The organism is Sphingomonas jejuensis (assembly GCF_011927695.1).
GTDB classification, from domain to species: domain Bacteria; phylum Pseudomonadota; class Alphaproteobacteria; order Sphingomonadales; family Sphingomonadaceae; genus Sphingomonas_K; species Sphingomonas_K jejuensis.
Genome location: NZ_JAATJE010000002.1, coordinates 653,239 through 673,483, shown reverse-complemented (window position 1 = coordinate 673,483; position 20,245 = coordinate 653,239). Strand labels below are relative to the sequence as shown.

The 20,245-nt window shown below is 68.7% G+C and carries 26 protein-coding genes and 1 riboswitch; of the genes, 18 read left to right on the top strand and 8 right to left on the bottom strand.

Annotation, left to right across the window (positions count from 1 at the left end; all coding sequences use genetic code 11):
• Positions 1 to 25 precede the first annotated feature (25 nt).
• Together GGR88_RS12935 and crtY are read right to left on the bottom strand one after the other, a co-directional pair.
• Positions 26 to 1,540, bottom strand: a complete 1,515-nt coding sequence (locus GGR88_RS12935; RefSeq protein WP_167955660.1) for a phytoene desaturase — start codon at positions 1,538 to 1,540, stop codon at positions 26 to 28.
• Positions 1,537 to 2,679 (bottom strand): lycopene beta-cyclase CrtY, encoded by a 1,143-nt coding sequence (gene crtY / locus GGR88_RS12930; protein ID WP_167955658.1) that lies wholly within the window; start codon positions 2,677 to 2,679, stop codon positions 1,537 to 1,539. The genes GGR88_RS12935 and crtY overlap by 4 nt, the downstream gene beginning before the upstream one ends.
• Before the next feature lie 105 nt (positions 2,680 to 2,784).
• Here crtY and GGR88_RS12925 point away from each other — a divergent pair, with 105 nt between their 5' ends.
• The 9 genes from GGR88_RS12925 to GGR88_RS12885 all read left to right on the top strand — a co-directional run bounded on the left by GGR88_RS12925 (position 2,785) and on the right by GGR88_RS12885 (position 9,493).
• Entirely contained in the window at positions 2,785 to 3,081 is a 297-nt protein-coding gene (locus GGR88_RS12925) for a hypothetical protein (protein WP_167955656.1), read from the top strand.
• On the top strand, positions 3,078 to 4,607 hold the full coding sequence (locus tag GGR88_RS12920; RefSeq protein WP_167955654.1) for a methyl-accepting chemotaxis protein: 1,530 nt from the start codon (positions 3,078 to 3,080) through the stop codon (positions 4,605 to 4,607). The genes GGR88_RS12925 and GGR88_RS12920 overlap by 4 nt, the downstream gene beginning before the upstream one ends.
• Before the next feature lie 49 nt (positions 4,608 to 4,656).
• Positions 4,657 to 5,451 carry a sterol desaturase family protein gene (locus tag GGR88_RS12915; protein WP_167955652.1) on the top strand — a complete coding sequence of 265 codons (795 nt, stop codon included), beginning with the start codon at positions 4,657 to 4,659 and terminating at the stop codon, positions 5,449 to 5,451.
• Positions 5,408 to 5,806 carry a DUF2141 domain-containing protein gene (locus tag GGR88_RS12910; RefSeq protein WP_342449804.1) on the top strand — a complete coding sequence of 133 codons (399 nt, stop codon included), beginning with the start codon at positions 5,408 to 5,410 and terminating at the stop codon, positions 5,804 to 5,806. Before GGR88_RS12915 ends, GGR88_RS12910 begins: the two co-directional genes overlap by 44 nt.
• A gap of 147 nt (positions 5,807 to 5,953) precedes the next feature.
• Positions 5,954 to 6,835: a MipA/OmpV family protein gene (locus GGR88_RS12905; RefSeq protein WP_245196943.1), complete on the top strand. Its 882-nt coding sequence runs from the start codon at positions 5,954 to 5,956 to the stop codon at positions 6,833 to 6,835.
• A 43-nt stretch (positions 6,836 to 6,878) separates the two neighbouring features.
• Positions 6,879 to 7,142: a DksA/TraR family C4-type zinc finger protein gene (locus GGR88_RS12900; protein WP_167955650.1), complete on the top strand. Its 264-nt coding sequence runs from the start codon at positions 6,879 to 6,881 to the stop codon at positions 7,140 to 7,142.
• A 46-nt stretch (positions 7,143 to 7,188) separates the two neighbouring features.
• The gene (gene dinB, locus GGR88_RS12895) at positions 7,189 to 8,298 is read left to right on the top strand and encodes a DNA polymerase IV (protein ID WP_167955648.1); all 1,110 of its coding nucleotides are present in this window, start codon (positions 7,189 to 7,191) and stop codon (positions 8,296 to 8,298) included.
• Between the two features lie 44 nt (positions 8,299 to 8,342).
• Positions 8,343 to 8,765: a globin family protein gene (locus GGR88_RS12890; protein WP_209023393.1), complete on the top strand. Its 423-nt coding sequence runs from the start codon at positions 8,343 to 8,345 to the stop codon at positions 8,763 to 8,765.
• Positions 8,762 to 9,493, top strand: coding sequence for a methyl-accepting chemotaxis protein (locus GGR88_RS12885; RefSeq protein WP_167955638.1), 732 nt, complete (start codon positions 8,762 to 8,764; stop codon positions 9,491 to 9,493). The genes GGR88_RS12890 and GGR88_RS12885 overlap by 4 nt, the downstream gene beginning before the upstream one ends.
• Here the strand turns inward: GGR88_RS12885 and GGR88_RS12880 are convergent.
• The gene (locus GGR88_RS12880) at positions 9,490 to 10,362 is read right to left on the bottom strand and encodes a PEP-CTERM sorting domain-containing protein (RefSeq protein WP_245196942.1); all 873 of its coding nucleotides are present in this window, start codon (positions 10,360 to 10,362) and stop codon (positions 9,490 to 9,492) included. The genes GGR88_RS12885 and GGR88_RS12880 overlap by 4 nt on opposite strands.
• Positions 10,363 to 10,411: 49 nt before the next feature.
• A riboswitch (TPP riboswitch) is annotated at positions 10,412 to 10,521 on the top strand.
• A gap of 26 nt (positions 10,522 to 10,547) precedes the next feature.
• Between GGR88_RS12880 and thiC the strand changes: the two genes are divergently transcribed.
• Positions 10,548 to 12,467, top strand: a complete 1,920-nt coding sequence (gene thiC, locus GGR88_RS12875) for a phosphomethylpyrimidine synthase ThiC (RefSeq protein WP_167955636.1) — start codon at positions 10,548 to 10,550, stop codon at positions 12,465 to 12,467.
• A 25-nt stretch (positions 12,468 to 12,492) separates the two neighbouring features.
• On the opposite strand, the gene GGR88_RS12870 is transcribed toward thiC, so the two are convergent.
• Positions 12,493 to 13,002 (bottom strand): hypothetical protein, encoded by a 510-nt coding sequence (locus tag GGR88_RS12870; RefSeq protein ID WP_167955634.1) that lies wholly within the window; start codon positions 13,000 to 13,002, stop codon positions 12,493 to 12,495.
• A 171-nt stretch (positions 13,003 to 13,173) separates the two neighbouring features.
• Positions 13,174 to 13,611: a hypothetical protein gene (locus GGR88_RS12865; RefSeq protein WP_167955632.1), complete on the bottom strand. Its 438-nt coding sequence runs from the start codon at positions 13,609 to 13,611 to the stop codon at positions 13,174 to 13,176.
• Between the two features lie 73 nt (positions 13,612 to 13,684).
• Between GGR88_RS12865 and GGR88_RS12860 the strand changes: the two genes are divergently transcribed.
• A complete protein-coding gene (locus tag GGR88_RS12860) occupies positions 13,685 to 14,119 on the top strand; it encodes a VOC family protein (protein ID WP_167955630.1) in 435 nt (144 codons plus the stop codon).
• On the opposite strand, the gene GGR88_RS12855 is transcribed toward GGR88_RS12860, so the two are convergent.
• Positions 14,088 to 14,327: a hypothetical protein gene (locus GGR88_RS12855; RefSeq protein WP_167955628.1), complete on the bottom strand. Its 240-nt coding sequence runs from the start codon at positions 14,325 to 14,327 to the stop codon at positions 14,088 to 14,090. The genes GGR88_RS12860 and GGR88_RS12855 overlap by 32 nt on opposite strands.
• 79 nt (positions 14,328 to 14,406) lie before the next feature.
• Here GGR88_RS12855 and GGR88_RS12850 point away from each other — a divergent pair, with 79 nt between their 5' ends.
• The 3 genes from GGR88_RS12850 (at position 14,407) to GGR88_RS15420 (ending at position 15,457) form a co-directional block, all read left to right on the top strand.
• A complete protein-coding gene (locus tag GGR88_RS12850) occupies positions 14,407 to 14,595 on the top strand; it encodes a hypothetical protein (RefSeq protein WP_167955626.1) in 189 nt (62 codons plus the stop codon).
• A gap of 110 nt (positions 14,596 to 14,705) precedes the next feature.
• Positions 14,706 to 15,089, top strand: coding sequence for a hypothetical protein (locus GGR88_RS15425; protein WP_245196933.1), 384 nt, complete (start codon positions 14,706 to 14,708; stop codon positions 15,087 to 15,089).
• A gap of 2 nt (positions 15,090 to 15,091) precedes the next feature.
• Complete coding sequence (locus GGR88_RS15420; RefSeq protein ID WP_245196931.1) at positions 15,092 to 15,457, top strand: hypothetical protein; 366 nt, start codon at positions 15,092 to 15,094, stop codon at positions 15,455 to 15,457.
• 93 nt (positions 15,458 to 15,550) lie between these two features.
• Here the strand turns inward: GGR88_RS15420 and GGR88_RS12840 are convergent, their stop codons facing one another.
• On the bottom strand, positions 15,551 to 16,480 hold the full coding sequence (locus GGR88_RS12840; protein ID WP_167955624.1) for a glutaminyl-peptide cyclotransferase: 930 nt from the start codon (positions 16,478 to 16,480) through the stop codon (positions 15,551 to 15,553).
• A 16-nt stretch (positions 16,481 to 16,496) separates the two neighbouring features.
• Positions 16,497 to 17,318: a cold-shock protein gene (locus GGR88_RS15540; RefSeq protein ID WP_167955622.1), complete on the bottom strand. Its 822-nt coding sequence runs from the start codon at positions 17,316 to 17,318 to the stop codon at positions 16,497 to 16,499.
• A 216-nt stretch (positions 17,319 to 17,534) separates the two neighbouring features.
• Here GGR88_RS15540 and GGR88_RS12830 point away from each other — a divergent pair, with 216 nt between their 5' ends.
• From GGR88_RS12830 to GGR88_RS12815, 4 genes are all read left to right on the top strand, one after another.
• Positions 17,535 to 18,356: a TerC family protein gene (locus GGR88_RS12830; protein WP_167955611.1), complete on the top strand. Its 822-nt coding sequence runs from the start codon at positions 17,535 to 17,537 to the stop codon at positions 18,354 to 18,356.
• A gap of 61 nt (positions 18,357 to 18,417) precedes the next feature.
• Complete coding sequence (locus GGR88_RS12825; RefSeq protein ID WP_167955608.1) at positions 18,418 to 19,035, top strand: ribonuclease D; 618 nt, start codon at positions 18,418 to 18,420, stop codon at positions 19,033 to 19,035.
• Positions 19,028 to 19,666 carry an LPS export ABC transporter periplasmic protein LptC gene (lptC, locus tag GGR88_RS12820; protein ID WP_167955606.1) on the top strand — a complete coding sequence of 213 codons (639 nt, stop codon included), beginning with the start codon at positions 19,028 to 19,030 and terminating at the stop codon, positions 19,664 to 19,666. The genes GGR88_RS12825 and lptC overlap by 8 nt, the downstream gene beginning before the upstream one ends.
• On the top strand, positions 19,663 to 20,238 hold the full coding sequence (locus tag GGR88_RS12815; protein WP_425338488.1) for an LptA/OstA family protein: 576 nt from the start codon (positions 19,663 to 19,665) through the stop codon (positions 20,236 to 20,238). Before lptC ends, GGR88_RS12815 begins: the two co-directional genes overlap by 4 nt.
• Positions 20,239 to 20,245 lie beyond the last annotated feature (7 nt).

Sequence of the window (20,245 nt, the reverse complement as noted above, 5' to 3'; positions counted from 1 at the left end):
GCCCGCTCCCGCCCGACAGCCAGCATCAGAACCGGCCCGGCGCCGGCGAAGTCCAGCCCTTGGCGAGATCGTCGATCATCAGGCCCGCCGTTGCCTTGGCCGATCCGACCACGCCGGGGATGCCGGCGCCCGGATGCGTGCCCGCCCCGACGAAATACATGTTGGGGATCGCATCGTCGCGGTTGTGGACGCGGAACCAGGCGGATTGCCACAGCACGGGCTCCAGGCTGAAGGCGCTGCCCTGGTGCGCGTTCAGGTCGTGCGCGAAATCGGTCGGCGTGTAGCGGAAGCTGGTCACGATCCGCTCGTGGATGTCCGGGATGTCCAGCCGCCGGGCGAGCTCGTCCAGGATCCGGCGCTCCAGCTCCGCCCCCACGCTCTCCCAGTCGACGGGCAGCTTGCCCAGGTGCGGCACCGGGGCCAGCACATAGAAGGTCGAACAGCCCTCCGGCGACATCGACGGGTCGGTCGCGGTCGGATGGTGGAGGTAGAGCGAGAAGTCCTTCGCCAGCACGCCGTTGTTGTAGATGTCCTTCAGCAGCCCGTCATAGCGCGGGCCGAACAGGATCATGTGGTGCGGGATGTGGGGGAACGTGCCGCGCAGGCCGAAATGCAGCACGAACAAGGACGGGCTGAACCGCTTGCGCTCCAGCTTCGGGACCACCCGCCGCGCATGGCGGCTGTCGGCGAGCAGCTGCTTGTAGCTGTGGACGATGTCCGCGTTCGATGCGACCGCGTCGGCCTGCGCCTGCCAGCCGCTCTTGGTCGTCACGCCCGTCACCCGGTCGCCGCGCGTCTCGATCGCGGTCACCGGGTCGTTCAGCCGCACAGTGCCGCCGATCCGCTCCAGGTGCCGCACCATGCCCGCGACCAGCCGGTTGGTGCCGCCCTTGGCGAACCAGACGCCGCCGTCGCGCTCCAGCTTGTGGATCAGCGCATAGATGCTGCTGGTGGTCATCGGATTGCCGCCGACCAGCAGCGTGTGGAACGACAGCGCTTCGCGCAGCTTCTCGTTGCGGATGTAGCTGGAAACGATGGAGTAGACCGAGCGCCAGGCCTGGTACTTGGCGAGCGCGGGCGCTGCCGACAGCATCGACTTGAAGTCGAGAAAGGGCACATGGCCCAGCTTCTCATAGCCTTCGCGGAAGACGCCGGCCGAATAATCGAGGAACCGCTCGTACCCCTTGATGTCTTCCGGATCGAGCTTGGCGATCTCCGCGCGCAGCACGGCGTCGTCGTTGGTGTAGTCGAAGTTGACGCCGTCCGGCCAGTTGAGGCGGTAGAAGGGCTGCACGGGAACGAGGTCGACATCCTCCTCGATGCGGTGCCCGCTCAGCGCCCACAGCTCCTTCAGGCAGTCGGGATCGGTGATGACGGTCGGCCCGGCATCGAAGGTGAAGCCGTCGCGTTCCCAGACATAGGCGCGCCCGCCAGGACGGTCGCGCGCTTCAAGAACGGTGGTGGCGATGCCGGCGGACTGCAGCCGGATGGCGAGGGCCAGGCCGCCAAAGCCAGCCCCGACGACGATCGCGCTCTTCATCGCACCAGCGCCCGGATGGCCGCGCCGACGGGCACGGGCGGGCGCCCGGTGAGGATGCGGGCGAAATCAAAGGCCGTCGACTGGCCGGCGTAGAATCGGGAGATCACGGACGGGTCCTTGCCATAAAAGTGCTGCAGCACGCGATAGCGCTGCAGGTCGGGCGCGGCATCAAACAACATGCGGTCGAGCAGACGGTAACGCGCGGCCGCCTTCCAGGATGCGCGCGCCCGTGCCCGCGCGGCATCGTGCAGCGCCGCGCCGCGCAGATCGGGCTGCGCGGCCAGCCAGCACGCCGTGCGCACCGCGTCGGGCAGCGAATAACCGGTGGTCGGGTGGAAGGACCCGGCCCGCACGCCGATCTTGGCGACGCCGTCGGATCCCCACAGCGCATCGAAGGATCCGCCGGAAACCACGGCCAGCACCCCGGATTCATACCGGGTGCTTTCCACCACCTCCCACCCGCGGGCGGCGGCATAGTCGTCGATCCGCGCGCTCAGCGCCTGCGGGTCGAGCGCGGGGGAGCGGCTGTAATAGGTGTCCTCCACGAAGATGCGGTCGGCCGCGAACGGCAGCAGATAGACGAAGCGGAAGCCGTCGATCTGCGGCACGGTGGCGTCCATCACCACCGGCCGGTCGAGCCCGTGCGGATGGCGCAGCCGCAATTCGCGGCCGACGAACTTCTGCCAGCCGCACTTCAGCATCGACAGGTCGCCCGCGCCGCGCGCATCCACCACCCCCGCCGCCTCGATCCGGCCGCCGTCCGCCAGGTCGACGCCGGTCGCGCTCAGCCGGGTGGCCGCGGCGTGCACCACCGCGCCGCGCGGCAGGGTGCGGTCCACCAGTGCGGCGAAGCGGTCGGACGACACGCTGTTATAGCCTTGGTCCAGGCGCCGCCGCAGATCGGGAAAGGCGATGTCGTATCCCGGCCAGCGCCACGTCACCGCGCCTTCGATCAGCGCGCGGCCCGCCGCGCTCAGGTCGGCATCGAAAAAGGACCAGACGTGATTGCCGCCGATCGTGCCCGGCTCCACCAGCCGCACGTCCAGGTCGGGCCGCCGCGCCCGGAGCGCAAGCGCCGCCAGGCCGCCGGCAAGGCCGCCACCCACGATCGCCAGGTCGCATGAAAGGGCCGTCGCCATGGCCGCGCGGTACAGCAAGGACCGGGCCCTTGGCTACGCCCCAGCCTTAAGGGATCGGCAACCATCCTGCATTAGTCCGACAGTGATGAGACATGGGGCACGAGCATGAAGGGCGGTTCGATCCTTGCCCAGCTGGCCGCCGTCGGGATCGCGCTGGCCGCGGTCGTGGCGTCCCCGCCGGCGCGCGGGCGCATGCTGCTGGTGCCGGTGACCGATGCGGCGGCGCGGCGGCTCGTCCCCCTGCTGGTGGAACATCGCGGCAGCATCGTCGCCGCCGGGCCGATCACAGGATCGCTCGTCGTGGAAGGGTCGCGCGCCGACCTCGCCGCGCCCGCGCTGCGTGCCGGCATCGTGGCGGTGGCGACGACGCGGCGCGGCTGCGCGGCGGAGACCGCCCGATGATCGCCGATCTCGCCATGCTGCAACGGCGCGGGCTTGCCGCCGCCGTGATCGCCGCCTGGCTGTCGACCGCGGTGCTGCTGGTCGTGGGGCTGTGGATGGGCAGCGACAAGCTTGCGCTCATCCTGACGCTCGCCGGCATCACCAATGCCGTGCCGACGGCAATGGCGCTCCGCGGCCGCCATGACGGCACCGCGCGCATGGTGGTCGGCACGCTTGCCGCCGTGCAGCCGGCGCTGCTGGTGTCGCTCCTCTCCGGCCATCCGTGGCAGATGGATGCGCACATGTATTTCTTTGTCGCGCTCGCGATGCTCGCCCCGATGTGCGACTGGCGGCCGATCGTGCTCGCGTCCGGCCTGATCGCGGTGCACCACCTGGCCTTTCAGCTGCTGCTGCCGGTGGAGGTCTTTTCCAATCTCGACGACAGCTTCGGCCGGGTGCTGTTCCACGCCGGCGCCGTCATCCTGCAGTGCGGGGTGCTCGTGCTCCTGACCACCTCCATGAGCGGGCTGCTCCGTCGGATCGAGGCGGCGCGCATCGAAAGCGAGCGGCTGACCGCCCAGGCCGAAGAAGGTCGCCGCGCGGCGGAGGTCGCCATGGCGGCGCAGCTGCAGGCCGAGGCCGATGCCGCGGCCGAGCGCGCGCACCGGCTGGCGCTGGAGGAAGCGGCGGCGGCCCGGCGGCGGCAGGAAATGCTGCTGCTCGCCGAAGGCTTCCAGGCTTCGGTCGCCGACGTGGTTGCCACCGTGGGCGCAGCCGCGGCCGAGCTCGAACAGTCCTCCGCCGCGCTCGACGGGCTGGCGCGGCGCACCGCGGCCGAAACCGGCGCCACCACCCTGCTGGCGCAGCAATCCTCCCATGATGCGCTGCGCCTGGCCGAACAGATCGGGGAGCTCAGCCGCTCCGTCACCGCCATCGCCGATGCCGTGGAGCGTCAGGCGGCGCTGACCGGCGACGCGGCCGCGGCCTCCGACGGCAGCAACCTGGCCGTCCGCTCGCTGGCCGAACGCGCCGCCTCCATCGGTCACTTCGCCGGGTCGATCCACCAGATCGCGCAGCGCACCAACCTCCTGGCATTGAACGCCGGGATCGAGGCGGCACGCGCGGGCGATGCCGGCCGCGGCTTTGCCGTGGTGGCGGGCGAGGTGAAGTCGCTCGCCGGGCAGGCCGCCCACGCCACCGACGAGATCCGCACGCTTGCCGGATCGGTGGAGCACGGCGCCGCGTCTGCCCGCACCATGCTGGACGAGATCGCCGGCGCCACCGCCGATCTGGCCGCCGCCGCCGCCGAGATCCGCGCGGAGCTTGGCCGCCAGCGCGACGCCGCCGCCGCCATCGCCCGCACGGCAGAGGCCACCGCCGCCAGCGCCACCAAGGTGGTCGGCGACATGTCGGAGGTGCGCGACGTGGCGCACGGCACGGAGCATCTGTCCGGCCGCGTCGCGAGCGCGGCCACCGGCCTCAGCGACAGCGCGCGCAACCTGCAGGCCGCCGCCCGGCTGTTCGTCGGCCAGCTGAAGGCCGCGTGAGCCAACTCCGCGCTGTTGCGGGCGCGACGGACGGGGTAAGGCACTGACGATGCTGGTGCCCATCCTCCTGTCTGCGCTTGCCATGACGCTGATCGTGGGCGTGCGCTATCTTCTCACCTCCGGTGGCTTCGCGCTCGCCACGCGCGCGCGCCACCCCGGCCTTTATGCCGGGCTCAACCCGCAGATCCGGCGCGAGATCGCCTGGTCGCTGGCGTCGGCGGCGATCTACGGCATTCCCGCCGGCGTGGTCGCCTGGCTGTGGCAGAATCTCGGCTGGACGCGGATCTACACGGACGTGTCGGACTGGCCCTTGTGGATGCTGCCCGTGTCCGTGCTGTCCTTCCTGGTCGCGCACGACGCCTGGTTCTACTGGACGCATCGCTGGATGCACCGGCCAAAGCCCTTTCGTGTCGTCCATGCCGTGCACCATGCCAGCCGGCCGCCGACGGCCTGGGCGGCGATGAGCTTTCACCCGTGGGAGGCGCTGTCCGGCGCTGTGGTCATTCCGACACTGGTGTTCCTGATTCCGATCCACGTCGGCGCGCTCGGCTTTGTTCTCCTCACCATGACGGTTATGGGGGTAACCAACCACATGGGGTGGGAGGTTTTTCCCCGGTTCATCGTCGAGGGTCCATTGGGGCGGTGGCTGATCACCGCCAGTCATCACCAGCGTCATCATGAGAGATACGGCTGCAACTATGGACTTTATTTCCGCTTCTGGGACCGGCTCTGCGGCACGGACGAAGGGATCGGCGATTTCGCGCGGGCGCATCGCCGGGCGGCTGGGCGCAGCGGCGCTGGTGCTGGCCTCGCTGCCGGGGGCGGTGCCGACGGGGGGCGTTGACGTCTCGTTCCAGCAGCTGCGCTCCGAACGCGGCATGCTGCGGATCTGCCTGACGCGCGACCCGGCCAACTATCCCAACTGCACCGACGATCGCGCCGCCATCACGCGCAACGTCCCCGCCAACCGGCCCGATCTGGTGCTTGCCGCCATCCCGGCCGGCAACTGGGCGCTGGCGGTGATCCACGACGAAAACGGCAACGGCCGGCTGGATACCTTTGCCGGCATCCCGCGCGAAGGCGTCGGCTTTTCCCGCAACCCCCGGATCAGCTTCGGCCCGCCGCGCTTCCGGTCGGCGGAATTCACCGTGTCGGGATCGCCCACCGCCCAGGACATCCGCCTGCGCTATTTCCTCTGACGGCTGAGCGTGTTGTGCCCCGGCGCCGTTGCAGCGGGGACGCACCGCGGCAGGATCGTCACGCTCCTGCAACCTTCTTGCAGACCGGCCGTTCACGCGCGGCACCGATGACGCAGATCCGCGCCGACGGTTAAGGGGTTTCTCCACATGAACGGCTTGCGTCTCGTTTTCGCCCTGGCAGGCATCATGGCCGCCGTGCCCGCATCGGCGCAGTCCAATCCCGCGGAACCCGCCGCCCCGGTTCCGGCCACGCCCGATCCCGCGTTCGACACGCAGCGCGACAGCTTCACGGTCGGCGCCGGCGTCGCCGTTCTGCCCGATTATGAAGGCTCCGACGATTATCGTTTCATCCCGGCCGTGCAGGGCCGCGGACAGGTGTCGGGCATCAGCTTCTTTACGCGCGGCGCGTCTCTTTACGTCGATCTCATCCCGCAGGCGCAGGGCGAGACGGTCGATTTCGCGCTCGGCCCGCTCGTCGCCGCCAACCTGTCGCGCACCAACCGCCGCGTGATCGACGATCCCGCCATCCGCGCGCTCCCGCAGCTCGACACCGCGATTGAGGTCGGCGGCTTTGCCGGCATCTCGAAGACCGGCGTCGTCACCTCGGCCTATGACGTGCTGTCTGCCCGCGTTGCCTATCAGCGCGATGTCGCCGGCAGCCACGACAGCTATGTGATCACGCCGTCGATCGACTATCTGACGCCCCTGTCGACGCGCAACTTGGTCGGCATCTCGGCCTCCATGCAGTTCGTTGGCGACGGCTGGGCACAGCAATATTTCGGCATCACCCCCGGCGCGAGCACGGCGAGCGGCCTCGCCCCCTACGATCTCGATGGCGGGTTGAAGAGCTACTCGCTGTCGATCCTGGGCGCGCAGTCTCTCGAAGGCGACATCCGCTCCGGCTTCGCGCTGTTCGGCGCGGTCAGCTACACGCGGCTGCTCGGCGACTTTGCCGATTCGCCGATCGTCACCGTGGACGGCAGCCCCAACCAGTGGGTCGGCGCGATCGGCATCGGCTACACCTTCTGATCGACCCTGCCCGTCCCTATCTTTTCGGATAGGAGGCAAGGACATGGCCGGCGGTTGGACGCGCGACGGCGCGGTGCAGGATCAGATCGACGACACTGTCGCCGATGCGGTGAAGGCGGCGCGCCTGGGCCTCGCCGGCCCCGCCGGGCTGGAGGAGTGCGAGGACTGCGGCGAGCCGATCGCCGAGGCGCGTCGCCGGGCGCTGCCCTCCGCGCGGACCTGCGTCGCCTGCCAGGGCACGCGCGATGCGGCGCGGCGCGCGACCGGCATCAACCGCCGCGGCAGCAAGGACAGCCAGCTGCGCTGACGCCGTCCAGGTACAGCAGCGGTGGATCGCCGCAGCCGGCGCTGCTATGGAACAGGGCGTGAACGACACGGCCGTCCGCAAGATCATCCATGTCGACATGGACGCGTTCTTCGCGTCGGTCGAACAGCGCGACGATCCCGCGCTTCGTGGACGTCCGCTCGCCGTCGGCGGCGGCACGCGCGGCGTGGTGGCTGCGGCCAGCTACGAGGCGCGGGTGTTCGGCGTGCGCTCCGCCATGCCGTCCGTCACCGCGCGGCGATTATGTCCGGAGCTGCTGTTCGTGAAGCCGCGTTTCGATGCCTACCGCGCCGTCAGCGATCAGATCCGCGCGATCTTCCTCGACTACACCCCGCATGTGGAGCCGCTCAGCCTCGACGAGGCCTATCTGGACGTGACGGAGGATCTGAAGGGCATCGGCCTCGCCACGCCGATCGCGAAGGAGATCCGCGCGCGCATCAGGGCGGAAACGGGCCTCACCGCCTCGGCCGGCGTGTCGTTCAACAAGTTCCTGGCAAAGCTCGCCTCCGACCAGAACAAGCCCGACGGCCTGTGCGTCATCACGCCCGACCGCGCGCTCGACTTCGTCGCCTCCTTGCCGGTCAAACGCTTCCACGGCGTCGGTCCCAAGACGGCCGAGCGCATGGCGCGGTTGGGCATCCACACCGGCGCCGACCTGCGCGCCCAGTCGCTGGAGCTGCTCGGGCGCAATTTCGGGTCGAGCGCGGGCTACTATCACGATCTCGCGCGCGGCATCTGCCACCGCCAGGTCCGCGCCAACCGCGAACGCAAGTCGATCGGCGCGGAGGACACCTTCATGGAGGACCTGTCCGATCCCGACGCGCTGGCGGCCGAGCTCGCCCGCATCGGCGCCACCGTCTGGCGCCGCATCGAGGCGAAGGGCGGCGTCGAGGGCCGGACGGTGACGCTGAAGGTCAAGTATCGCGACTTCCGCCAGATCACCCGCGCCCGCTCGCTCGACCACGCGGTCTCCGGCGAGGCGGAGTTCGTCGCCGTCGGCCGTGCACTGCTGGCCGGCGTGCTGCCGGTCGAAAAGCCGGTGCGGCTGCTCGGCCTGACGCTGTCGGGGCTTGGGCGGTGCACCGACAAGGCACCGGCGGCACTGGAGCTGCCCCTGCCGCTGGAGGATGATCGATGAACCCTTAACCGTTCGGAGGCAATTGCCGTCTTATGGTGGCGCCCATGATCACCGCTCGCCAGATCGACCTCGTCCAGGACAGCTTCGCGCTCGTCATCCCCGTGTCGGCGGATGCCGCGGCCGAGTTCTACCGCCGGCTGTTCGAGTCCGCGCCAGACACCCGCCCATTGTTCAAGAACGACATGGCCGAACAGGGGCGCAAGCTGTTCCTGACGCTCGCCACTGTGGTCGATGCGCTTGACCGGCTTGACGAGGTGGTTCCCGTCGCGCGCGAACTGGCAATCCGCCACGTCGGCTACGGCGTCGCCGACCGGCACTATGACGTGGTCGGCGCAGCGCTGATCGAGACGCTGCGCATGGGCCTGGGACCGCGTTTCGATGCGGAAACCGAGGCGGCCTGGGGCGCGGCTTATACGATCCTCGCCGACACCATGGTGGAAGCGGCGCGCGCGCGACGAGCCGCATGAAGGCGGCCGGAGAGGCGGCAAGCCTCCCCGACCAGCTGGCAGAGATCGCCGCGCGCCTGACGGACGTGGCCGATGCCGTCGCCACCGAAGCGGAAGCCGCGGTTCAGCTGGTGCGGATGATGACTACGCAGGCTCATGACGTGGCCGAGCTCAGCGCCGGGCTCGTCACCGCCGCCGACGAGATCGAGTCCAACGTCCGCCAGCAGGGCGAGGCGCTGGGGGCGGCGGCAACGGCGCTCTCCACCAATCGCCCCGCGCTTGATGCCCTGGCCGGATCAGTCGAAAACGTGTCGGCCATCGCCGCCGCCATCGGCCGGATCGCGCGGGAAAGCCGTATCCTCAGCCTCAATGCCCGCATCGAGGCGAGCCGCGGCGGCGATGCCGGACGCGGCTTTTCGGCCGTGGCGATGGAGATGTCGACGATGTCCGACCGCACGCGGCTCGCCACCGACGACATCGCGGAGCGCGCATCGGTGATCGCGCGCAACGTGGATGCCGCCAGCGCCATCATGTCGTCGCACGACGCGATCGTCAGCAGCCAGAACGACATCGTCGAAAGCGCGCTCGAAAGCGCCGCACGGCAGCGGGAGGCGGCCGCCACGCTCGCCTCGATCACCGCCGACACCGCCGCCACGATCGATCGCGCGGCAGCCGCGGTGGGGCGCGTCGGCGCCAATGCCGTCGCCGTGCGCCTGCTGGCCCGGCAGATCGGCCGCCTCGCGCGCTAGCGCGCGACCGCCTCTGCGCATCCCCCGCGCGTGCGCACCGCATCCCACGCCACCGCCTGCAACGCCGCCGCCTGGTCCGGCGACAGGCCGAGGTCGCCGGCCGCCGCCTCGTCGCGGCCGAGGCTGCGGGGGTCCTCGCCGGTGACGCTCGCGAACACCACCAGCGCTTCCAGGTAATAGCCCTCCGCCGACCCGTGATACTGGTCGTGCGTCCACAGCGGCACGCGCCCGAACGCGATGCCGTCATAGGGGTCGGCATCCGCCACCCCGGCCGCGATCGCGCACAGGAACGCCTGCCCCGTCGGCACCACGCCCGCCGCGCCCGCCGCCGCCGCCGCGGCGTCATGGCCCGCGCGCACGTCGGCGGTCATCGGCCGCAGTCCCCGCGCCGACCAGCGGCTGCCGCCTGGGCGCAGCGCGATGTCCGGCCGTGCCCAAGTCGCGTTCATCCACACGGCCACCCGGTCGTTGCGCGCGCGGAACAGTGCCGCCAGCCCGCGCGCGCCCGCGATCGTCGCCGCCGGGTCGCCATGCGCCTCGGCATTCAGCGTGCTGTATTCCTGCAGCACCACCGCGTCCCACGGCCGGTCGATCAGCGCCCGCCGCTCGCCCAAGTGCCAGCCGAGCGACCGCCCGCCCGCCGTCTCCAGCGCCACCTGCCAGTCGAGTCCGCGCTGGTCGGCAAAGCGCTTGAACAGCGCCGGCACCCCGCCCAGCCGGTCGCCGTTCAGGTCCTCCACGCTGTCTGCCCGGTATCGCAGCACCGCCGACCCCACCCCTTGCGTGAAGCTGTTGCCGACGAACAGGATTGTGCGCGCAGACAGCGGCTGGGCGACGAGGGCGAGGAGCAGCGCGATCAGACGGATCATGCCGGCCAGCATGTCGCGCTTCCCCTCCCCGCTCAAGCTGCTACAGTCCTTCCCATCCCCGGGGGACCGCTGATGCGGTTGAGAGGGGGGCGCCGAAGCCCCCGACCCGTCGAACCTGATCCGGCTGACACCGGCGTAGGGAGGGAGGGCGCCACCGCTCCCCCTCCACCATGGAGAGGACAAGCATGGCCGACATCGACCCCCAGATCGCCCGTGGCACCCCTGCGTCGGGCAGCACGCCCGGCGTCACCACCGGCCCCATCCGCGGCAGTCGCAAGATCCATGTCGGCCCGCTGAAGGTCGCCATGCGCGCGATCGACCTGGAGCCGTCGTCGGGCGAGCCGCCCTTGAACGTCTACGACACGTCCGGCCCCTACACCGATCCCACCGCGCGCATCGACATCATGTCCGGCCTGCCCGAGCTGCGGCGGGACTGGATCCGTGCCCGCGGTGACGTGGAGGAGGTCGCCCAGCGCGAGGTCCGGCCGGAGGACAACGGCCAGCTCGGCCCCGACCGCTCCGCGAGCGCGGCAGCGCGGAGCGGCAACAGGAACGGCGGCGTGCAGCCCTTCCCCAACGTCCGCCGCACCGTGCTGCGCGCCCGCGCCGGCGCGAACGTCAGCCAGATGCACTATGCCCGCCGCGGCATCATCACGCCCGAGATGGAATATGTCGCCACGCGCGAGAATCTCGGCCGCGAGATGCTCCGTGAATACACCCGCGACGGCGAAAGCTTCGGCGCCGCCATCCCCGACTATGTCACGCCCGAATTCGTGCGGGACGAGGTCGCCCGCGGCCGCGCGATCATCCCCAACAACGTCAACCACCCGGAATCCGAGCCGATGGCGATCGGCCGCAATTTCCTGGTGAAGATCAACGCCAACATCGGCAATTCCGCCGTCGCCTCCAACGTCGCGAGCGAAGTGGACAAGCTCGTCTGGGCGATCCGCTGGGGCGCGGACACGGTGATGGACCTGTCCACCGGCCGCAACATCCACGACACGCGCGAATGGATCATCCGCAACAGCCCCGTGCCGATCGGCACCGTGCCCATCTACCAGGCGCTGGAAAAGGTCGGCGGCATTGCCGAGGACCTCACCTGGGACATCTTCCGCGACACGTTGATCGAGCAGGCGGAACAGGGCGTCGACTATTTCACCATCCATGCGGGCGTGCGCCTGCCCTACATCCCGATGACGGCGAAGCGCGTCACCGGCATCGTGTCGCGCGGCGGATCGATCATGGCGAAATGGTGCCTGGCGCACCACAAGGAGAGCTTCCTGTACGAGCGCTTCGACGAGATCACCGAGATCATGAAGGCCTATGACATCGCCTATTCGCTGGGCGATGGCCTGCGCCCCGGCTCGATCGCCGACGCCAATGACGAGGCGCAGTTTGCCGAGCTCTATACGCTGGGCGAACTCACCCACCGCGCGTGGAAGGAAGACGTGCAGGTGATGATCGAAGGGCCCGGCCATGTGCCGATGCACAAGATCAAGGAGAACATGGACAAGCAGCTCCAGGTCTGTGGGGAGGCGCCCTTCTACACGCTCGGGCCGCTCACCACCGACATCGCGCCAGGATACGACCATATCACCTCGGGCATCGGCGCGGCGATGATCGGCTGGTTCGGCACGGCCATGCTCTGCTACGTCACGCCCAAGGAGCATCTGGGCCTGCCCGACCGCGACGACGTGAAGACGGGCGTCGTCACCTACAAGCTCGCCGCCCACGCCGCCGATCTCGCCAAGGGCCACCCGGCCGCAAAGCTGCGCGACGACGCGCTCAGCCGCGCCCGGTTCGAGTTCCGCTGGCGCGACCAGTTCAACCTGTCGCTCGATCCCGACACGGCCGAGCAGTATCACGATCAGACGCTGCCGGCGGAAGGCGCCAAGACCGCGCACTTCTGCTCGATGTGTGGGCCGAAGTTCTGCTCGATGAAGATCACGCAGGAAGTGCGGGATTTCGCGGCTAAGCAGAATGCGCCGGTGGAGACGTTCGTCGCGGCGGAAGAGGCCGAGGCGGGGATGGCCGGGATGAGCAAGCTCTACAATGAGAGCGGGCGTGAGCTGTACATGGGCGCGGGCGGGCGGGAGCACGATTAGTTACTCCTGTCCGCCCGCACTCGCGCTAACGCGGTTTCAAGCCGTTGGTCCTGAAAGCGGCAGCTAGCCGTGCGCTTTCTTGGTCCCAGAATTCTAAAACACGTCGATTGATTTCGAGCTTTTGAGATCGTTGCTCGTCAGTCATGTTTGACCTCTTTTGCCAGTAAGCGAGATATTCAGCCATCTCCGACTCGCTAATCGCGCCTCGGCGTGCAAATAATTCCAAAGATCGGGGATTGAGTGACTTTGTAATCTCTGCCCTGACTCGCTTGAGAACAGCAAATATCCTTCTGGAGGCAAGCTGCATAAAGTTGTGTACGCAAACATTACCCACCTCGGCTTCATTGCCGTTGTCTCGATTCTTAATGATGCAAATTTGGTTGATGGGCTCATGCCCACATTCACAAGCTCTCAGCGAAGCATCATGGTAAACTGCGTGTAATTCCCACTCTGGCTTTGCTTCGAGCCACTCTTTGGAATTGCTGAGGTCTAAAATTGCTGTGACAAATTTCTGAAAATTATGGCCAGCACCCATTGTTCACATCCTGTGAGCCGACCAAGGCACCCGAGTGGGGTCGGTTGACGATAGGACGGAGGCCCACTAGGTTCTCGCGCGCTTGCTGAGAGCACGAGGTGGTATGCCTACCTCCGGTTAGGGCTGCTGCGCCAACAGCGGCCCTAATTCGTATGTGACGTCTCGAGCTTGTCATCCCAACAGCTCGTCAAAATCGTCAGCAGGAGACGCTGGCTCCCGCCAATATTTACCGTTATCTGACCGGACGATCCAGGTCCGCTCTTCGCCTTGTATGACCTTTTTTTGAAGTCTCCAAAGCGCTGTACGAAAAGCATCCAAATTGATCGTATCTCCTGTCGCCTCGAGATAGCGAGGGTAGAGATCAATCGGGCTGATCGCCGCGTCAGAGCCTGTCTCCAGCAACTTCGCCATATCTTTGTCACGGTCAGAGATAGAGGTCGGGACGCCTTTGTCTTCAGCTGATTCGCCGGTGATTTCAGCCATGACACGTTCTGCAGCCTGAAGATCCGCGAGCTCTTTTTTGGCCGATTCCAGTGCTTTAATAGCACGCGTCAGCTTGGCTTCAGCTTTCGCTAGACGGTCTTTTAGTAGTGCCATGACATCAGACATGGTGAAAGCATTACAGCATACGCCATACGCGATCAACCTTTCATGAATTACAGATCGCGTATGTTCATGACGTATGGAGAAAGGTTCCGTGCCCCACCTCGCCCGCATCACCCTCGTCGTCCACGACTATGACGAGGCACTCGCCTTCTACGTCGGCAAGCTCGGCTTCGACCTGGTCGAGGACAGCTACCAGCCCGAGCAGGACAAGCGCTGGGTTATCATCCGCCCGCCCGGCGCCGGCCCGCACGCCACCACCATCCTCCTCGCCCGCGCCGCGACAGACGACCAGCAAACCCGCATCGGCGACCAGACCGGCGGCCGCGTCGCCTTCTTCCTCCACACAGACGACTTCGTGCGCGACCATGCCCGCTACACCGCCGTCGGCGTCGAGTGGGTCCGCCCGACCACCGACCAGCCTTATGGCCGCGCTGCTGTGTTCCGCGATCTCTACGGCAATCTTTGGGACCTGATTGGACCTACTTGCGCAGGTCCTTCGACGTCGGCGTAGCCAGCCACTGCTTGCCGTCCTTCATGCCCTCCCAACCGCAATGGCCTTTGGCATAGCGGCTTGCCGGAACCGCATCGGCCTCCGCCGTCTGATCCAGCAGTTGATGCACGGCGCGACGCAGGCGGCGCGCATGCTGCTGCTTCCACGGCTTATCAGTGGGTGCGGTTGTCCAGCCGATCACTGGTGTCGATTTCCGGCTGCGGCTCATCGCGAAATAGTAGCACAGTTTTCACCACCAACGCTTGCCCTTCGACTGATCCCCGTCCGAACTGGCGTGTTAATCCTCCATGCCGAACCCCCTCACCACTCCGCAAACCGCCACCACCACCCTGCGCGCCGGTCGGGTCCGCTTCCGCGCGCGGGTGTCTGTCACGCCGGTCGGCCTCGTCGCCATCGGCGGACTGGTCGCCGCGATCCTCTTGTCGGTGCCGCCGATCATCCGCGCCGCCGGCGACGCGCGGAGAACCGCGGACTAGGCCTCCCGCGCCATCCTGACGGATGCACCCCCGCCACACCGCGCCGGCAAAACATCCAACAGCCCGCCCCGCCGCTGTCCTACTCGTTCCTTTTCTGTTCTGGTCGTGCAATGACCAAGCGCACCCGCACCACCGCCGCCGCCGCCAAGGCCGCCGATCCGGCTCCCGTCACCGACGATTTCGTGCCCGTCTCGCTCCGCGCCCGGCGCGACGGGTGGACGCATGCGCGCCAGGTCGCCTTTCTCCACGCGCTGGCGGAAACCGCCTGCGTCGCCGATGCCTGCCGCCATGTCGGGATGACCCCGCAATCCGCCTATGTGCTGCGCCACCGCGCCGACGCGGAAAGCTTTCGCGCCGCATGGGACGTGGCACTCGATTTCGGCGTCAGCCGGCTGGCCGAAAACGCGCTGTCGCGCGCCATCCACGGCGTCGCCACCCCGTCTTCTTCCAGGGCGAACAGGTCGGCGAGCGCCGCACCTACAACGAACGGTTGACCATGTTCCTGCTGCGCACGCGTCAGCCGCAGCGCTATGGCGCCGCGCTCGACAACCTCATCGCGCGCGAACCGCATCCCGATGCCCCGGCGCTCCGCCTGCACGAGGCGATCCGGCGCGTGGCGGAGGACGGGGTGGACGCGCAGGCCGGCCGCCCCCCGCGCGATCGCCCGCCGCTCACCACCTCGCTGCTTGAGGACATCGCCACGCCGCTCGATCCCGCGCTGGCGGTCGGCGAATGGATGGCGGCCGAGGCGCGGGAGCGCGACTATGCCGACCGCTTCTGGCGCGACCGGATCGCGGGCGAGGCCGCGCGCAGCCTGGATGACGGTCCGGGGTTCGACGACGATGCGTGGGGCGGAAGTTGACGGGGACGTGTCGTCAACTTCGTCAACTTCCGCGCCGTCATGCCGCGGGTGGCAGACAGGCCGGCCGCCGCGCGCCGGCCCGCCGCCCGGCGCTCAGCGCAGCCGGATCTCGAACAGCGTGGGCCAGCGCTTTCCGGTCACGAACAGCCGCCGGCTGGCCGGGTCGTACGCGATGCCGTTCAGCACGGCGTCGGGATCGGCGGAGGTGATCTCCGCCGCCAGCGGGCGCAGGTCGACGAAGCCGCGCACCTGCCCGGTCGCCGGGTCGATCCGCGCGATATAGTCGGTTCGCCAGATGTTCGCCCACAGCTCGCCCTCGACCATCTCGAGCTCGTTGAGCTGGCTGAGCGGCCGGCCGCCCGCCGTGACCGGCACGCGCGCCGACTCCGCAAAGCTCGTCGGGTCGATGATGCGCAGCGTGGCCGTGCCGTCCGACAGGATCAGCCGGCCGTCATGCTCGGTGAGGCCCCACCCTTCGCCCGGGTAGCGTGCCTCCCCCCGCTGGCGCAGCGTCCGCAGGTCCCAGCGATAGGCGATGCCGTCCTGCCACGTCAGGCTGATCAGCTGCTGGCCGACGCGGGCCAGCCCCTCGCCGAACTGATCAGCCGGGATCGCGCTGCGCGCCTCGACCGCCCCGGTCTCCAGCCGAACGCGCCGCACTTCCGATTCGCCGGGCTGGCCCAGGCTCTCGTACAGCCGCCCGCGGTGCCACAGCAGCCCCTGGGTGAAGGCGCGCGGATCGTGCGGAAAGCGCCGGACCACCACCGCCTCGGCAACCGGCAACCCGAACGCCCGGCGCGGTGCAGGCGCAGGCGTCGGCGCGGCCACGGGCGCCCCGACGGACGGCCTTGTGACGGCAGGCGCCGCGCCAACGGCAGGCGCCGCGCCGACGGCAGGCGTTGCGCTAACGGCAGGCGCCGGTGCCGCCGGCTGGCGGGCGAGCACGGTTCCGCCGACGCCCGCACCCACCGCAAAAAGCAACAGGGCGGCGCGACCCGTTGTCCGGTCGCGCCGCCCCGTCATGCCGTTCGCGTCCTGCTTACTGGACGGGCGAAAGGTTCACCGCGGCGTACTTGCCGCGACGGTCGACCTCCAGCTCGAACTCGAGCCGGTCGCCTTCGTTCAGGTTGGTCATGCCCGCACGCTCAACGGCGGAGATGTGGACGAATGCGTCCGGCTGCCCGTCGTCGCGCTGGATGAAGCCGAAGCCCTTCATCGCGTTGAAGAACTTCACCGTTCCGCTCGCCTTTTCACCCGTCAGCTGGCGCTGCGGGCCACCGGCGCGCGGGCCGCCGCCCATGCCACCGGCGGCGTCGCGCGGCTGCGCGGCGCTGGATCCGGTCACCGGAAGCGGCTCGCCCTCGATCTTCAGATCGGTGGCCGACACGCGACCGCCACGATCGACGAGCGTGAACTCCAGCGGCTGGCCCTCGGCCAGGCCGGTCAGGCCCGCTTGCTCCACAGCCGAGATGTGGACAAACACGTCCTCGCCGCCGTCGTCACGGACGATGAAGCCGAAGCCCTTCTGCCCGTTGAAGAACTTAACGACGCCCTTGCCCTCGCCGATGACCTGGGCGGGCATGCCGCCGCGACCGCCGCCGCCGCCGCCGAAGCCGCCGCCACCGCCGCCGAAGCCACGGCCGCCGCCACCGCCGCCGAAGCCGCCGCCACCACCGCCGCCATAACCGCCGCCGCCGCCGAAGCCGCCGCGACCGCCACCACCGCCGCCGTAACCGCCGCCGTAACCGCCGCCACCAAAGCCGCCGCCGGAGCTCTCGTTGTAGCCGCCGTAATTGTCGTCGCCGAAGCTGTCACGCTTGTCCCGGCCCCGTCCGCCGCGACGCCCTCTGTCGAAACCCATGCCGTCCGTATCTCTCTGTCGCCGTCCAAAAATTCGCCGGGCAACAGCGCCGGCCGACGCATGGATGCCTGGTCGCGCGGCCACCTGCCCCGCGCGAGTGAATCGCCATAGACCAAATGCGCGGTCGCCGCGAACAATTTCGCCAAGCTGAACGGCCGGCTGCGTTCAGCCGTGTCCGCGCTTGCGGCAACGCGGGCGTGGCGGCAATGAAGCGGCATGGAAAACATCGCCGCGCTCGCCGCCGATCCCGCCGTTTGGGCGGCGCTTGTCACCCTGATCGTGATGGAGGTGGTGCTTGGCATCGACAACCTCATCTTCATCTCGATCCTGTCGAACAAGCTGCCCGAGGCGCAGCGGCAGAAAGCGCGGCGGATCGGCATCTCGCTGGCGCTCGTCATGCGGCTGCTGCTGTTGACGGCGATCGCCTGGATCGTTGCGCTGACCGCGCCGGTGTTCGACCTCGGCATCCGCGGCCCGCTGGACCGTTATGGCGCGCCGACGTTCGAGACCGCCTTTTCCTGGCGCGACCTGATCCTGATCGCCGGTGGCCTGTTCCTGGTGTGGAAGGCGACCAAGGAAATCCATCACAGTGTCGACAGCACGCCGACGGGCGAGGTCCTCGACAAGAAGAGCGCGGCAGCGATCAGCTTCGGCTCGGCCATCGTGCAGATCCTGCTGCTCGACATCGTGTTCTCGATCGATTCGATCCTGACGGCGGTCGGCATGACCGAATATGTCGAGGTCATGTACGTCGCCGTGATCGTCGCGGTGACGGTGATGCTGGTGGCGGCGGATCCGCTTGCCAACTTCATCAACAAGAACCCGACGGTGGTTATGCTCGCGCTGGGCTTTCTCCTGATGATCGGCATGGTGCTGATCGCAGAAGGCTTCGGCGCGCATGTGCCCAAGGGCTATATCTACACGGCCATGGCGTTCTCCGCGGGCGTGGAGATCCTGAACATCGTGTCGCGCCGGTCCAAGGCGCGGAAGGAGGCGGCCGCGGCCGCCGCCGGCGGAGAGGCGCCCCTGGCCGAATAGCACAGGCGACGGCGTGCGCCTTCGCCATTGAGCGGCGGGGCGCGCCCGCCTATGCGGGCCTATGGCCGTTTATTTCCACGAAGAAGACCTTCCGGCGGGCGCGCTCGGCCCAGGGCCGGTCGCCGTTGATACCGAGACAATGGGGCTGATGCCCGGCCGCGACCGGCTGTGCCTGGTGCAGATCAGCGACGGTGGCGGTGACGAGCACCTCGTCCGCTTCTCGCCCGGCAGCGACTATGCCGCGCCCGAGCTGCGGGCGGTGCTGTCCGATCCCGACCGGCTGAAGCTCTACCACTTCGCGCGCTTCGATCTCGCCGCGATCCGCGCCTACATCGGCGTGATGGCGGCCCCCGTCTATTGCACAAAGACCGCCTCCCGGCTGGTGCGCACCTACACCGACCGTCACGGGCTGAAGGAGCTGGTGCGCGAACTGTGCGGGCAGGAGGTGTCGAAGCAGCAGCAGTCCTCCGACTGGGGCGCGCCCGAACTGTCGGACGCTCAGAAGGATTATGCCGCGTCCGACGTGCGCTTCCTCCACCGCATGAAGGAAGCGCTGGACGTGCGGCTGGCACGCGAAGGCCGCACCGGGCTTGCGCAGGCCTGTTTCGACTTCCTGCCGCACCGCGCCGAGCTGGACCTGGCGGGCTGGCCGGAAATCGACATCTTCGCGCATGTCTGAGATCGCCGACCGGTCGCGTCAGTCGCGGCGCCGCTGGGCGCGACCCGGCAGCAGCCACGACCGTGTGGTGCGCGGGGCACGGCTGATCCTTCCGGCGGCGGTGGGTGCGTTGACCGCCATCCTGGCCTTGGCGCCGATCCTGGGTGACAACGAGATCAGCTTCGTGCTTGCCAAGGACAAGGTCGCGATCACGCGTGACCGCATGCGGGTGAGCGAGGCGGTCTATCGCGGCGCGGACAACAAGGGGCAGGCCTTTGCGCTGTCCGCCGGATCCGCCGTGCAGGTGTCTACCGCCGATCCGATCGTCCGGCTGCAAGACCTGTCCGCGCGCATCGCGCTGCCTGAAGGCCCGGCGACGCTGCGCGCCGGGCGCGGCCGGTACGATATACAGTCCGAACAGGTGGCGGTGGATGGCCCCATATTGTTCCAGGCCGCCGATGGTTACCAGCTGCAGACGAGTGACGTCCGTGTCGACCTGCCGGCCCGTACGCTGGAAAGCCAGGGAAGGGTGCAGGGGCGCATGCCGCTCGGCACGTTCAGCGGCGACCGCATGCGTGCCGACCTGGGCGCGCGAACCGTGACATTGGAAGGTCGTGCCCGCTTGCGCGTCGTGCAGGGAGCCATCAGATGAGCGTCGTGACCGCACGTGTTCTCCTCGCGCCCGCGCTGATGCTGCCGGGCCTGCTGCTGCTCGGCCCGGCGACGCCGGCGCCGGCACAGGCGCTCGCCAACCACAACAGCAATGCGCCGGTGGATGTCGATGCTGACCGGTTCGAGGTTCAGGACCGGCAGGACCGCGCGGTATTCTCGGGCAACGTCCGCGTGCGCCAGGGCGGGCTCAACCTTGATGCGCAGCGCCTGACCATCGCCTACCAGGGCGGACCGTCGTCCGGGGTGACGATCCAGCGGCTGGACGCCTCTGGCGGTGTCACCGTCCGCAGCGCGACGGAAACGGCGCGCGGCAACTTCGCCGTGTACGATCTCAACCGCCGGCAGATCACCATGGTTGGCGGCGTCACGCTGCAGCAGGGTCCCAACCGGCTGAACGGCGGTCGGCTCGTCATCGACCTCACCACGGGACGGTCGGTGATCGACGGCAGCGCGGTCGGCGGCACGAGCGGCAGCACCGCGCCGGGATCGATCGGGTCGTCGGGCGGCCGCGTGACCGGCCGGTTCCAGGTGCCGCAGCGCGGCGGGAACTGACGGGCTC

Coding starts and splice junctions, on each gene's coding strand:
- GGR88_RS12935 (WP_167955660.1), bottom strand. CDS start 1,540: ATGAAGAGCGCGATCGTCGTCGGGGCTGGCTTTGGCGGCCTGGCCCTC.
- crtY (WP_167955658.1), bottom strand. CDS start 2,679: ATGGCGACGGCCCTTTCATGCGACCTGGCGATCGTGGGTGGCGGCCTT.
- GGR88_RS12925 (WP_167955656.1), top strand. CDS start 2,785: ATGAAGGGCGGTTCGATCCTTGCCCAGCTGGCCGCCGTCGGGATCGCG.
- GGR88_RS12920 (WP_167955654.1), top strand. CDS start 3,078: ATGATCGCCGATCTCGCCATGCTGCAACGGCGCGGGCTTGCCGCCGCC.
- GGR88_RS12915 (WP_167955652.1), top strand. CDS start 4,657: ATGCTGGTGCCCATCCTCCTGTCTGCGCTTGCCATGACGCTGATCGTG.
- GGR88_RS12905 (WP_245196943.1), top strand. CDS start 5,954: ATGAACGGCTTGCGTCTCGTTTTCGCCCTGGCAGGCATCATGGCCGCC.
- GGR88_RS12900 (WP_167955650.1), top strand. CDS start 6,879: ATGGCCGGCGGTTGGACGCGCGACGGCGCGGTGCAGGATCAGATCGAC.
- dinB (WP_167955648.1), top strand. CDS start 7,189: ATGGAACAGGGCGTGAACGACACGGCCGTCCGCAAGATCATCCATGTC.
- GGR88_RS12890 (WP_209023393.1), top strand. CDS start 8,343: ATGATCACCGCTCGCCAGATCGACCTCGTCCAGGACAGCTTCGCGCTC.
- GGR88_RS12885 (WP_167955638.1), top strand. CDS start 8,762: ATGAAGGCGGCCGGAGAGGCGGCAAGCCTCCCCGACCAGCTGGCAGAG.
- GGR88_RS12880 (WP_245196942.1), bottom strand. CDS start 10,362: ATGATCCGTCTGATCGCGCTGCTCCTCGCCCTCGTCGCCCAGCCGCTG.
- thiC (WP_167955636.1), top strand. CDS start 10,548: ATGGCCGACATCGACCCCCAGATCGCCCGTGGCACCCCTGCGTCGGGC.
- GGR88_RS12870 (WP_167955634.1), bottom strand. CDS start 13,002: ATGGGTGCTGGCCATAATTTTCAGAAATTTGTCACAGCAATTTTAGAC.
- GGR88_RS12865 (WP_167955632.1), bottom strand. CDS start 13,611: ATGTCTGATGTCATGGCACTACTAAAAGACCGTCTAGCGAAAGCTGAA.
- GGR88_RS12860 (WP_167955630.1), top strand. CDS start 13,685: ATGGAGAAAGGTTCCGTGCCCCACCTCGCCCGCATCACCCTCGTCGTC.
- GGR88_RS12855 (WP_167955628.1), bottom strand. CDS start 14,327: ATGAGCCGCAGCCGGAAATCGACACCAGTGATCGGCTGGACAACCGCA.
- GGR88_RS12850 (WP_167955626.1), top strand. CDS start 14,407: ATGCCGAACCCCCTCACCACTCCGCAAACCGCCACCACCACCCTGCGC.
- GGR88_RS15425 (WP_245196933.1), top strand. CDS start 14,706: ATGACCAAGCGCACCCGCACCACCGCCGCCGCCGCCAAGGCCGCCGAT.
- GGR88_RS15420 (WP_245196931.1), top strand. CDS start 15,092: ATGTTCCTGCTGCGCACGCGTCAGCCGCAGCGCTATGGCGCCGCGCTC.
- GGR88_RS12840 (WP_167955624.1), bottom strand. CDS start 16,480: ATGACGGGGCGGCGCGACCGGACAACGGGTCGCGCCGCCCTGTTGCTT.
- GGR88_RS15540 (WP_167955622.1), bottom strand. CDS start 17,318: ATGGGTTTCGACAGAGGGCGTCGCGGCGGACGGGGCCGGGACAAGCGT.
- GGR88_RS12830 (WP_167955611.1), top strand. CDS start 17,535: ATGGAAAACATCGCCGCGCTCGCCGCCGATCCCGCCGTTTGGGCGGCG.
- GGR88_RS12825 (WP_167955608.1), top strand. CDS start 18,418: ATGGCCGTTTATTTCCACGAAGAAGACCTTCCGGCGGGCGCGCTCGGC.
- lptC (WP_167955606.1), top strand. CDS start 19,028: ATGTCTGAGATCGCCGACCGGTCGCGTCAGTCGCGGCGCCGCTGGGCG.
- GGR88_RS12815 (WP_425338488.1), top strand. CDS start 19,663: ATGAGCGTCGTGACCGCACGTGTTCTCCTCGCGCCCGCGCTGATGCTG.